This window comes from Curtobacterium flaccumfaciens (assembly GCF_018598405.1).
In the GTDB taxonomy this organism is placed as follows: domain Bacteria; phylum Actinomycetota; class Actinomycetes; order Actinomycetales; family Microbacteriaceae; genus Curtobacterium; species Curtobacterium aurantiacum.
In genome coordinates this window covers 59070-70390 of the sequence record NZ_JAHEWS010000020.1, presented here as the reverse complement: position 1 = coordinate 70390, position 11321 = coordinate 59070, and the positions used below count along the sequence as shown (strand labels likewise).

Below are 11321 nucleotides of genomic sequence, written 5' to 3'. Positions count from 1 at the left end.
CGCCCCCGCCAATTGACCACAGCCAGCTGACACCCACCAGCTGACCCCCGCCCGGAACCACAAGAGCGGCGACTCCACCGAGTCGCCGCTCTTGCCATGTCATCTGATATACTAATTACACACATCAACCCGACTGGAGCATGATGACGCTCTCCGACTTCCTCCGCACCATCCGGCGATCGCTGGTCGTGCTCCTTGTGGCGACCGTCGTCGGGGGCGGCGTCGGCACGCTCATCGCCGTCTTCAGCAGCCCCCAGTACCGCTCGACCGGTCAGGTCTTCGTGTCGGTGCAGCCAGGCGCCCCGGACGTGAGCGACCTGGCACAGGGCAACAACGCGGCACAGCAGAAGGTGAACTCCTACGTGCAGGTCGTCCGGAGTGCGAGCGTGCTGCAACCCGTGATCGACGAGCTCGAATTGGACACCACGGTGACCGAGCTCGCGCAACACGTGACGTCCACCGCCACGGTCGACAGTGTGCTTCTGGACATCTCGGTGACCGAAGACGACCCGAAGGAAGCAGCCCGTGTCGCCGCGGCCGTCATCTCCAGCTTCACGCACGTGGTCACCGAGAACCTCGAGAAGCCGACCGACGGTGGCGCCTCACTCGTCCGGATCGAGACCGTGCAGCCGCCGCTCGTCCCCGGAGAACCGAGCTCACCAGACCTCGTGAAGTACGTCGCACTGGGGCTCGCGTTCGGACTCGCACTCGGCGTGGGTGGAGCGCTCGTCCGACAGACACTCGACTCCAAGGTGCGGACGCAAGAGGACGTCGTCCGTGTCACCTCGGTGCCGGTCCTCGGGGCGATCGGGTTCGACGCCGCAGCGACGACGAACCCGCTCGTGGTCCACTCCGATCCGCGGAATCCCCGAGCGGAGTCCTTCCGCTCTCTGCGCACGAACATCCAGTTCGTGGAGACCGATGCGCAGCGTCGGAGCTTCACCATCACCTCGGCCGTCCCGTCAGAGGGCAAGTCGACCACCGCCGCGAACCTCGCGATCACCATGGCGGAGAGCGGTTCTCGCGTCGTCCTGGTGGACGCCGACCTCCGGCGTCCTCGCATCGCCGAGCTCATGGGCATCGAGGGGGCAGTCGGGCTCTCCGACCTCCTCATCGGCAGGACCGAGCTCGAAGACGTGACGATCCCGTGGGGACGCGGCAGCCTCTCCGTGCTGCCGGCGGGCCAGATCCCGCCCAACCCGAGCGAGCTCCTCGGGAGCAACGCGATGCTCGCCCTGATCGACCAACTGACCACCGAGTTCGACTTCGTCATCTTCGACGCACCGCCACTGCTGCCGGTCACTGACGCGGCCGTCCTCAGTCGCCTCACCGGCGGCGCCGTCGTCATCTCCTCCGTCCGCCGCGTCACGCAGAAGCAGCTCGCCTCGGCACTCGATGCCCTCCGGAGCATCGGCAGCAAGACGCTGGGGGTCGTCATGACGATGGTCCCCACCAAGGACCGCGGCGCCTACGACACCTACTACGCAGCTGAGAACGCAGCTCTCAGCACCCCCAGCGCCCCCAAGCCGGGTCGGCGAACCCGCGAGCTGCCCACCGACCGTCCCACCTCTGACAGAAAGAGAACCCCATGAAGCGCAAGACCATCGTCACCGTCGCACTCGGCGCCGCCCTGGCTGCCGCACTCACCGGCTGCAGCGGCGGTGCGAACCCGGACAAGACCTCCTCTCCGACCCCCTCCCCGACGAAGACGAGCGCCGCCAACGAGACCGTCTACAACGAGTGCATCGACGGTCTCGCGACGATCGACGCTTCCGATGCCACGGCTGAGAAGCCGCTCTCCGTGGGCGACTGCACGCATGTCTCCGTGCTGGGCGCCGCCAAGGACGGGTCGACGATCACGCTCGGCGCCGTCGACGACCTCCTCGTCGAAGCGAGCGGTGCCACGATCGACGTCAAGAGCGCGAAGAGCATCACGGTGCCCGGGTCCGACAACACCGTGGAGTACTCCGGCGAGGCTGCGGTCCAGGACCTCGGCCAGCACAACTCGATCGCTGCACACTGACGACACGCGGCACTGATCGGGGCAGGACGCCTGCTCCCGATCAGTGCCGTTGCACGTGACCTGGACGTCCGGACGGAGGCACCATGAGCTACATCGAGTCACTGCGTATCCTGCAATCCGAGATCAGGGAGGACCGCGCGGCGAACGTCGGCCGCTCGGCCCGCACGCTGCTCTGGCTGTTCCGTGTCGCACGGGCAACGCAGGCGCTGCCCGCGGCACCACGCCTCCTGGCGGCTCCGCTCCGCATCACCTACCGGGTGGTGTCGACGACGGTGCTCGGCGCCGAGATCCCGCTCGACACGCAGGTCGGCCCCGGGCTGGCCCTGCCGCACTGCCGTGGACTCGTGGTCCACGAGGCAGCAGCAATCGGTCCGGAGAGCACCCTCCGGCACAACGTCACGATCGGCGTTCGTCGATCAGGTGAGTCGACTCCCGGGGTACCCCGGCTCGGCCCGCGTGTCGACGTCGGCGCTGGCGCGCAGATCCTCGGCGACATCGAGATCGGCGCTGGAGCCCGGATCGGGGCCGGCGCGATCGTGTTGTGCGACGTCCCCGAGGGCGGCGTCGCCGTCGGCAACCCCGCTCGGGTCATCACCCAGACCCGGCCGTAGTCGGCGACGGGTCGTCACCCCAGGGGCTGGTGGCTCTCGGCGATCGAGGCGATCCGTTCCGCAGCGCTTCGACCGCGCTTGTCGTCCTCTGCCGGCCAGGCCGCGATCTTCGCCATGAGGTCACTGGTCCGCCCGATCACCTTCGCGGGCACACCGCCGACGATCGAGCCATCCGGCACCGACCTGGTGACGACCGCCCCGGCAGCGACCACGGAGTCGGAGCCGATCCGGACCCCCGGCATGAGCGTGGCCCGGGCCCCGATGAAGCATCGATCACCCACCCTCACCGGCGCGTACCGGTACCGACGACCGCGCTCGTCCCGGTACAACCAGCCGGTGCCGTCATGGGTGACGAAGAGCACGTCGACGGAGATCGTCGTGTCGTTGCCGATGGACACCATCGAGTACTCCGAGGCGACGCGGCACGAGTAGATGCGGCAGCCGCTCCCGACCTCGACGCCCAGTCGGCGAGCGGCCACATCGCCACCGGCGACACGCGAGACGACTGCGAACACCCAGGGCCGCGGGATGCGGAGCGGGACTCGATTGCGCATGGCGTTCCTCTCATGTAGCGTTTACATATCAGATACTAGTTTATCCCGAAGGACCCCGTGGCCTCCTACATCTTCGTCCAGCCGCATCTCCGCTTCGGTGGTGCAGAACGCCAGACGGTCATCGTCGCCAACCGACTCGCCGAGAACGGCCACCGAGTCACCGTGGTCCTCCACTCCGGCGGAGGCGGCCTCGTCACGCTGCTGTGCGCGGACGTCTCCGTCCACGTCCTCGGGATCGAGAGCCATGCGGCAACCGTCGACGTCGCACGACGACTGCACGCGGTGCTCCGATCGCTGCCCCGATCGCTCGTCGTCGTGAAGCTCTGGTCGTCGATCCTCGCGTGCGCCATGATCGACCGGCGCCGATCCGTCGCCCACCACGTCTTCAACTACTGCGAAGACCTCGACCCGACCGACCACGCCGAGTACATCCGCTTCGGTCGACTCAAGCAACACCTGATCGGATCGGTCTTCCGAGCTCGACAGGCCCTCTCCGCCAACACGCACACGGTCGCCGACTCCATGACCGAGGTCTACCGACTCGACCACCGACCCGCCGTCATCCCGAGCACCGTCGACCCGGTCGCGATCCGGACGGCCGCTGCAGCGAGCCCTCGCGAACGCCACGCTGCGTTCACCGTCGTCTCGGTGGGCAGCCTCATCCGACGCAAGGGACTGGACGTCACGCTCGCAGCCCTCGAAGGCCTCGGCGTCCCGGTGCGCTGGCGCGTCGTCGGCGCCGGACCGCTCGCAGAGGAACTGGCTCGGCACCACGACCCGAAGGGGCTCGTGACGGTGTCCGTCGAAGGTGCCCACGCCGAGCCGTACTCCTTCGTGGCAGCAGCCGACGTCCTCGTCCACAGCGCGCGGAGCGAGGCCTGGGGGATCGTCCTCCTCGAAGCCCTCGCGGTCGGGACCCCGGTCCTCGCGGCGGACGCCATCGGCCCGTCGGAGATGCAGGCGCTGCTCGGGGTGCGGAACGACCTCCTCGAACTCTTCGAGAACGGCTCCGTGCCGGACCTGCAAGCCCGTCTGCACGCGCGACTGCACGCACCGCGGCCCCGTCTCGACGACTGCGACACCTACATCGAACCGGTGACGCTCGACCACGCCGTCGCTCTGTGGGAGCGGCGCACACACGACCTCATGGAGTCCCCAGCATGACCAACATCCTCTTCGTCTGCAGCAGTGGTGGCCACCTCGACCAGCTGCTCGCGCTCCTCCCGGCACCGGACGGCACCGACGTCGCGATCGCGACGTTCATGAAGCCCGACGCCGTCGCCAAGGTCGCTGGTCACCGCGCGTACGGCCTGCACTGGCCGACCAACCGGAGCGTCACCGCGCTCGTCCGGAACCTCGTGATCGCCGCCCGGACGTTGCGCCAGGAACGTCCCGACCTGATCGTCAGCAGCGGTGCCGCCGCAGCTGTCCCCTTCTTCTGGTTGGGGAAGCTGTTCTTCCGGACGCCCACCGTCTTCATCGAGTGCGTCGACCGGATCGACAACCCCACGCTGACGGCGAAGCTGGTCCGACCAGTGACTGACCGGTTCATCGCCCAGTGGGACGACCAGCTCGCGGGGTTCCCGCGGCGCGAACGTGTGGCGGTCAGCCGATGAAGGTCCTCCTCACCGTGGGGACGCACGAGCAGTCGTTCCAGCGCCTCCTCGACGCCGCCCAGCAGACACTCCTCGTCCGGCCCGACGACGAGTGGGTCGTCCAGTACGGGGTCGGCGCGTGGAACCTCCACCTCCCGAGCATCCGTGCCGCTGCGGACTACTTCGACGCCCCGGGCATGCAGGCACACCTCGCCTGGGCCGACGTCGTCGTCAGTCAGTGCAGCCCCGGCACCGTGTTCGGCGCCCTCGCTGCGGGCGCCTGGCCCCTCGTCCTCGGACGGCAGCTCGCGTTCGACGAGCACGTCGACGACCACCAGGTCCTCTTCGCGCGGGAGCTCGACCGCGCGGGCCTCGCGCTCGACCTCCAGACCGCAGGACGACTCGCCACAGCCCTCGCCGAGGAAGACCAGCTGGACTGCGCCGACCGACAGCGACGGTGCCGCCAGGCTGCCGACCGGTCCGCCGAGAACGCCGCACGCTTCCGGACCGATGTCTGGCGTGTGCTCGGGGACGTCGCATGACGCTCGCTCCTCGGAGGTCCTTCGTCCGACGCGCAACGGTCGCCGCGTTGGTCTCCGTGGCGCAGCTCTGCCGTGCCGCGGGCTACGCCGTCCGGACGCGTCCGGTGACCGGGACCGCACCCGTCGTCGTGTCGCTCACCTCGCACGGCCGCCGACTCCGGTCGGTGTCGCTGGCCATCGAGTCCATCGTCAGCGGGAGTGCGCGGCCGCAGCGCCTCGTCCTCTGGGTCGACGACCAGGCCGATCGCGAGCGTGCCCTGCGCTCCCGTCCGCTCCGCCGGCTCATCGCGCGTGGGCTCGAACTGCGGGTCGGCGAGCCGGTCGGTCCGCACGGCAAGTGGTGGCCGTACGTCCAGTCCGAGGAGCACCACACCTTCCCACTCGTCACGGCGGACGACGACATCCGCTACGGCCGTGCATGGCTGCGAGCGCTGCTGGACGCCCACACCGCCGCTCCGGACACCATCCACTGTCATCGGGCCCACCGCATCGTCCTGACAGGGGACTCGACCCCGGCTCCGTACATGACCTGGCCGCCCTGTCGGAGCACGACTCCTTCGCACGCGTCGTTCCTGACCGGCGTGTCCGGAGTCCTCTACCCGCCGTCGCTCCTCGACGCGCTGCGCGACGACGGTGACGGGTTCCGGGAGACCGCACCGCACGCCGACGACGTCTGGCTGACGGCGAGGGCGATCGCGAACGGCGTCCGCGTGGCACAGGTCGACGCCACCCCTCGGGTCTGGCAGACGATCGTCGGCGGACAGCGGTCGGCGCTCTCCCGGAGCAACGGGACGGACGGTGGCAACGACGCGCAGATCACGGCGACGTTGACGCCCGACCTGCTGCGGGTCGTGCGCGACGAGACCACCCCGTGAGCACCCGCCGGCCGATCACGGCGAGCACGGTCATGCTCGTCGTCGGGAACGTCTTCCCGCCGGCGGCGACCTTCGTCATGGCTCCGTTCCTGGCGCATTCGCTCGGTGTCGACGGTCGAGGGGAACTCGCCGCCGTGACGGCGCCGTTCCTCCTCGCGCTGTCGATCGGCACGTTCGGCATCCCTGACGCCGTGACCCAGACGATCGCTTCCGGCCGTCGCGTGGCACGTTCCGGGTGGTGGCTCGCCTGGCTGCTGCTCGCCGTCGGCGGGATCGCTGCCCTGGCCGCGGTGACGGTCGCCGCGCCGCTCATCGTGGGGACCGACGCTGTCGATCTGACCGCCCTCGTGACCGTCGCGACGGCCGCCACCGCTCCCGCGCTCTTCGTCGCGCTCCTCCGGGGCCGTGCGGCCGGTCGTCATGCGTGGGGCTTCGTGACCGCGGAACGGGTCACTGCGGCCAGCGTCAAGATCGTCGGCACCCTGGTGCTGGCCGGCTTCGACCGACTCGATCTCCCCTCCGCCGTCGCCATCATCGCGTTCTCCCCCGTCGTGGGTGGCGTCGTCTACCTGTTCATGCCGCGCGCGACTCCGCCAGCCGATGCCGCAGCGGTCGTGCACGCACGCTCGATGCTGGGCTTCTCGCTCCGCAGCTGGCTCGGCTCTGCCGCCGGTGTGTTGCTCGTCCGGCTCGACCAGCTCCTGGTGCTCCCGCTGGCGAGCGCCGAGCAGCTCGGGCTCTACGCCGTGGCGGTGAACGTGGCCGAGGTCCCCGTGATCGTCACCAACGCGATCCGAGAGGTCATGCTCTCCAACGACGCCGCTGACGCGGACGACGTGCGCGTGCCCCGAGTCGCTCGGTCCGCGGCCGTGCTCGCCGTCGCGATCGCGCTGCCCCTCGGGTGCAGTGCGCCGTTCTGGGTCCCGTTCGTGTTCGGCGAGGCGTTCGCCGCCGCAGTGCCCGTGATGGCCATCTCGATCGTCGCCGTGGTGATCGGTGTGCCCGGCTCGATCGCGGGGAGCACGCTGACCGCTCGTGGGCGTCCCGAACTCCGCAGCATGAGCATCACGATCGGGTGCGTCGCGAACGTCGTGGCCCTCGTGGTGCTCGTCCCGGTCCTGGGTGCCGTCGGTGCTGCCACGGCGGCGCTGGTCGGCAACCTGCTCTCGAGCAACGGCAGCGTGCGCTGGGCCGCTCGCCTCACCGGTGCCCGGATGCGTGACTTCTACGCCGTCCGTCCCGCCGACGCACGCCGTGTCGGTGCCCTGGCCGTCCGGCTCGTCCGACCAGTGCTGGCGAGGGGGTGACCGTGGAGCTCCTCCGTCTGGCCGTCTGGGTCGTGTTCTGTCTCGTCGTCGTCGCGACCCAGCAGTCGCGGCCGGTGGTGGTCCTCTCCGCCGTCGTCGCGCTCCGCCTCCTCGTGCCGTCCACCGCCGGGGGGCTCCTCCTCGGGGACTGGGAGGGGAACGCCGCGCTCCACCCGGCGACGGTCCTGCTCGTCGTGTACTGCGTGTTCGGCCTCCGTGGTCAGTGGAACAGCGTGGTCGCCGAGGTGGCACCGCGCCGCGGTTGGTACGCCGGTCTGGTCGTGGTCGCGTTCCTGCTCGTGGTGCAGGCCGTCGTCGGGAGCGGGCCGGCGTCGCTCCTCGGGCTGACCAATGCCGTCCTGGCACCGATGCTGCTGTGCTTCGTCGCGCGCACGGGTGAGCAGGCCGTCCCCGGGACACTGCGCCGGCTGGCCGTGGTCTTCCTCGGGGTGATGCTCGTCGTCGCGGCCGTGGTCGTCGTCCAGGTCGTCGTGCGATCCGACCTGCCCTGGGGGCTGTCCGGTGGGCAGGGGACCTCGGGGATCGTCCAGTTCCGCCCCCGAGGGACGCTGGACAGTCCGCTCGACCTCGGGTTCGCGGCGGCGGTCGCCATCCCGCTGACCTCGTTCATCCACCGTGCGCCGGTCCGACTGGTCGTCGCGCTGATGCTCCTGAGCACGGTCGTCCTCACGGCATCACGGGCGCCCACCGCCGTCGCGGTCGTGGCGACCGTCTGGGTCGTCGCACGCTCGACACGGTCCTTCGTCGCAGTCCTGACGATCGTCATCAGTGGTTGCGCAGCGGTGTTCGTGGTCCTGCGGACGTCGATGCTCAGCGGACTGGTCGAGCGCGTGACGGGTGACGACGGGAGCTCGTCCTCTGCACGTGGGGCGGCAGCGCAGTACGTGGTCGAGCACATCTGGGACCACACGTTCATCGGTGGCGGGTGGGGAGCCTCGTGGCAGCTGAAGGGCGAGGTCCTCCGCACGAGTCTCGAGAACTCCTTCGCGATCCTGGCCTTCGACCTCGGTCTGGTCCCGGTGGTGGTGTTCGTGCTCGTCCTGCTGCGTCCCGCGCTCGACGGATCCGCGCCGGTCGGGTCTCGTGTCGCCGTGGTGGCCGGCGTCGTCCTGGGGTTCTGCTACTCCGGGTTCGCGACGATGTCGGCCGCGTCGACCGTGCTCTGGCTCGCGCTGGCACTGTGCGGCACGGCGCTGGCCAGTCGATCGCCCGGGGCATCCCCGCCAGAGTCCGCGCCGCAACGCCCGCTAGTGTCGTCCTCGTGCGTTGGAGTCGAGTGAACTGGCCCTCCGTTGGCTACGTCTCCCTCGAGGACTTCGACGGCCAGCGCGAACACGTGACCCGGCTCCTCGAGGACGCCCCGCCCACGGTCGCCGCACTCCTGACGGTCAAGTGGACCGACTCTCGGATCGAGCGCTGGGTCGTGGAGTCCGCCGACGCCGTCATCGACCCGGACGCCGACGAGGACGACGTGACGACCCCGGTCGACCTGCCGGGGCACGGTGTGCCCGACCCGGTCGTCGTGCACGCCGACATCGTGGTCCGCAACGACGAGGTCCTCGACACCCCGAGCGGCCTGTGGCGCCGGTGGAACCACGCCAGGGTGTCGCTCCGGCTCCGGGACGCCGTCATCGACCCGCCCGGCATCGACCCCGCCGCCCTGCTCGCCGGTGACGCGCACGTCGCCAGGGGCGAACTCGAGTACCTGAACGAGCACGACGCCTGGGAACTCCGCCTGCTGATCTCCCCCGTCGGTGAGGTCGCGATCCGGTTCCGCGGCGTGCGGGTGGCGATCCGGAGCGTCGCCGAGACCGTCTACTCGGGCCTCGAGGCGCGCCCGGCACGCGGCTGGCACGGCCCGGTGCCGGACGGTTGGGTGGAGTGGGCGACCGAGGTGGTGCGTGCCGCGGCGTACGGCGACCTCGGCGGGTTGCACCTGGCCGACGACGCGAGTGACGTCGACGACGTCGACCCCCGCTGGGGCTTCGCCCCGCTGCACGCCGCCGCGTGGTTCGACCATCCCGAGATGCTCGAGGAGCTCCTGCGCCGCGGCGCGACGCTGCAGCTGGTGGACACCGAGGGGCGGACGCCGCTGACGCTGGCGATCGACCGCGACGCGCGACGAGCCGTCGACGTTCTGGTCGCCGCTGGTGCCGACCTGGAGGCGCGTGACGCCGACGGCAACCCCCCGATCATCCGCGCTGCGTGGGGTGGCCACGCCGCGATCGTGCGTGCCCTCGCCGCCGCGGGTGCGGACACCAGGGCGCGCGGGTCACGCGGTGCGACGCTGCTGATCGCCGCCGTCGACTCCGGTGACGTCGACACGGTCCGTGCTGTGCTGGCGCTCGACGTCGACCGCGACGCCGAGGACGACGAGGGCGCGACCGCCGCGGCCCGCGCCGAACTGCTCCGCGAACCGGCCGTCGCCGACCTGCTCGCGACCACGGCCTGAGCGCGGAGTGCCCCGGCCCGCGCGGCCGGACCACGGCTGGTGGCCCGGCCACGGGCCGGACGTGACGAAGCGCGGCGGACGGGAGCAGGGCCTCCCGTCCGCCGCGCGCCTGCGGGGCCGACCGTCCTAGACGGTGACCGGCTCGATGGCGTTCGCCTGCGCGACCCGCCCGTACCAACGGGCGGAGTCCTTCGGCGTGCGCGCGAAGGTCTCGCGGTCCCACGCGACCAACCCGAAGGTCGGGCGGAAGCCGGAGGCCCACTCGTAGTTGTCCAGGAGCGACCAGTGCTGGTAGCCGAGGACCTCGATGCCGTCCTCGATGCAGCGGTGGATGCCCTCGAGAGCGCCCTGCGTGTACGCCTGCCGGCGGGAGTCGTCGGCGGTGGCGATGCCGTTCTCGGTGATCATCAGCGGGACGCCGCCGGAGAGCTCCCACGCGCTGCGGAGCCCGTCGGCCGAGGCCTCGGGGTAGAACTCCCAGCCCGTCAGGGTGGTCTCGACGTCGTCTGCGACGGGCAGCGGCCCGTCCGGACCGATGAACGTGCGCGTGTAGGCCTGCACCCCCAGGAAGTCGTCGCCGGCGGCCTGCTCCAGGTACCAGTCGTCGCGCGGGTACCCGTACTCGCGGAGCATCGCGTCCGCCCCGGGCTCGCCGGACGACTTGAACGCCTGGGTCGCGATGGTCCACCCCGACTGGAGGCCCGACACCTGTGACAGGACCTCGCGCGACCGCTTGTGGCTGGCCAGCAGGGCGTCGGCGACGCCCAGGTCCGGGTTCGGCAGGCCGAAGGCCACCAGGTTGGCCGCGTCCTCGCCGCCCGCGAGCATGGCCGCGATGTTCGGTTCGTTGATCGTGCAGACGTAGCGGACGCCGTCCTGCACGACGGGGAGCGCGGCCTCGGTGTAGCGGGCGAACAGGTCGGCGGCGTCGGGTGCCCGCCAGAAACCGTCGCGTTCGAACCAGCGCGGCACGGTGAAGTGCATGAGCGTGACGATCGGCTCGATGCCGAACTCGTGGCAGGCGTCGACCATGCGGCGGTAGTGGTCGACCTCGGCACGGCTGACGAACCCGCGCTCGGGCTCGATGCGGGCCCACTCGATGCTGAACCGGTACGAGTTCAGCCCGAGCTCGGCGGCGATGCGGATGTCCTCGCGGTAGCGGTGGTAGCTGTCCGCCGCGTCGCCCGAGGGCTCGACGATGGTGGTGTCCGGCTCGTGCTCGTGCACCCACCAGTTGCTGTTGACGTTGTTGCCCTCGATCTGGTGGGCGGCGGTGGCGGCGCCCCAGAGGAAGCCGTCGGGGAACTGCAGCGTGGAGATGATGGTGCCTTTCAGTACGTG

Annotated in this window: 12 protein-coding genes; 10 read left to right on the top strand and 2 right to left on the bottom strand. The window is 70.5% G+C overall.

The window, feature by feature from the left end:
• Window positions 1–143: 143 nt before the first annotated feature.
• The 3 genes from KK097_RS13020 to KK097_RS13010 all read left to right on the top strand — a co-directional run bounded on the left by KK097_RS13020 (window position 144) and on the right by KK097_RS13010 (window position 2634).
• Window positions 144–1592 carry a tyrosine-protein kinase domain-containing protein gene (locus tag KK097_RS13020; RefSeq protein ID WP_214545110.1) on the top strand — a complete coding sequence of 483 codons (1449 nt, stop codon included), beginning with the start codon at window positions 144–146 and terminating at the stop codon, window positions 1590–1592.
• Window positions 1589–2023, top strand: coding sequence for a DUF3060 domain-containing protein (locus KK097_RS13015; RefSeq protein ID WP_214545109.1), 435 nt, complete (start codon window positions 1589–1591; stop codon window positions 2021–2023). The genes KK097_RS13020 and KK097_RS13015 overlap by 4 nt, the downstream gene beginning before the upstream one ends.
• A gap of 83 nt (window positions 2024–2106) precedes the next feature.
• Window positions 2107–2634, top strand: a complete 528-nt coding sequence (locus KK097_RS13010; RefSeq protein WP_214545108.1) for an LbetaH domain-containing protein — start codon at window positions 2107–2109, stop codon at window positions 2632–2634.
• A 14-nt stretch (window positions 2635–2648) separates the two neighbouring features.
• Here KK097_RS13010 and KK097_RS13005 read toward each other — a convergent pair whose 3' ends face one another.
• Window positions 2649–3188 (bottom strand): acyltransferase, encoded by a 540-nt coding sequence (locus tag KK097_RS13005; RefSeq protein WP_214545107.1) that lies wholly within the window; start codon window positions 3186–3188, stop codon window positions 2649–2651.
• Window positions 3189–3245: 57 nt separating this feature from the next.
• On the opposite strand from KK097_RS13005, the gene KK097_RS18455 reads away from it, so the two are divergent.
• From KK097_RS18455 to KK097_RS18730, 7 genes are read left to right on the top strand one after another with little or no spacing between them, the layout of a single operon-like run.
• A complete protein-coding gene (locus KK097_RS18455) occupies window positions 3246–4352 on the top strand; it encodes a glycosyltransferase (protein ID WP_214545106.1) in 1107 nt (368 codons plus the stop codon).
• Window positions 4349–4804 carry a glycosyltransferase family protein gene (locus tag KK097_RS12995; RefSeq protein WP_214529968.1) on the top strand — a complete coding sequence of 152 codons (456 nt, stop codon included), beginning with the start codon at window positions 4349–4351 and terminating at the stop codon, window positions 4802–4804. The genes KK097_RS18455 and KK097_RS12995 overlap by 4 nt, the downstream gene beginning before the upstream one ends.
• Window positions 4801–5325 carry a glycosyltransferase gene (locus KK097_RS12990; RefSeq protein ID WP_214529969.1) on the top strand — a complete coding sequence of 175 codons (525 nt, stop codon included), beginning with the start codon at window positions 4801–4803 and terminating at the stop codon, window positions 5323–5325. Before KK097_RS12995 ends, KK097_RS12990 begins: the two co-directional genes overlap by 4 nt.
• Window positions 5322–6200, top strand: coding sequence for a hypothetical protein (locus KK097_RS12985; protein WP_214545105.1), 879 nt, complete (start codon window positions 5322–5324; stop codon window positions 6198–6200). The genes KK097_RS12990 and KK097_RS12985 overlap by 4 nt, the downstream gene beginning before the upstream one ends.
• Window positions 6197–7507, top strand: coding sequence for a lipopolysaccharide biosynthesis protein (locus KK097_RS12980; RefSeq protein ID WP_214545104.1), 1311 nt, complete (start codon window positions 6197–6199; stop codon window positions 7505–7507). The genes KK097_RS12985 and KK097_RS12980 overlap by 4 nt, the downstream gene beginning before the upstream one ends.
• 2 nt (window positions 7508–7509) lie before the next feature.
• On the top strand, window positions 7510–8808 hold the full coding sequence (locus KK097_RS12975; RefSeq protein WP_214545103.1) for an O-antigen ligase family protein: 1299 nt from the start codon (window positions 7510–7512) through the stop codon (window positions 8806–8808).
• Window positions 8790–9980: an ankyrin repeat domain-containing protein gene (locus KK097_RS18730; RefSeq protein WP_214545102.1), complete on the top strand. Its 1191-nt coding sequence runs from the start codon at window positions 8790–8792 to the stop codon at window positions 9978–9980. Before KK097_RS12975 ends, KK097_RS18730 begins: the two co-directional genes overlap by 19 nt.
• A 126-nt stretch (window positions 9981–10106) precedes the next feature.
• Here KK097_RS18730 and KK097_RS12965 read toward each other — a convergent pair whose 3' ends face one another.
• Window positions 10107–11303 (bottom strand): glycoside hydrolase family 1 protein, encoded by a 1197-nt coding sequence (locus KK097_RS12965; protein ID WP_439647653.1) that lies wholly within the window; start codon window positions 11301–11303, stop codon window positions 10107–10109.
• Window positions 11304–11321: the final 18 nt, after the last annotated feature.

Coding starts and splice junctions, on each gene's coding strand:
- KK097_RS12995 (WP_214529968.1), top strand. CDS start 4,349: ATGACCAACATCCTCTTCGTCTGCAGCAGTGGTGGCCACCTCGACCAG.
- KK097_RS13015 (WP_214545109.1), top strand. CDS start 1,589: ATGAAGCGCAAGACCATCGTCACCGTCGCACTCGGCGCCGCCCTGGCT.
- KK097_RS13005 (WP_214545107.1), bottom strand. CDS start 3,188: ATGCGCAATCGAGTCCCGCTCCGCATCCCGCGGCCCTGGGTGTTCGCA.
- KK097_RS13020 (WP_214545110.1), top strand. CDS start 144: ATGACGCTCTCCGACTTCCTCCGCACCATCCGGCGATCGCTGGTCGTG.
- KK097_RS12985 (WP_214545105.1), top strand. CDS start 5,322: ATGACGCTCGCTCCTCGGAGGTCCTTCGTCCGACGCGCAACGGTCGCC.
- KK097_RS12990 (WP_214529969.1), top strand. CDS start 4,801: ATGAAGGTCCTCCTCACCGTGGGGACGCACGAGCAGTCGTTCCAGCGC.
- KK097_RS13010 (WP_214545108.1), top strand. CDS start 2,107: ATGAGCTACATCGAGTCACTGCGTATCCTGCAATCCGAGATCAGGGAG.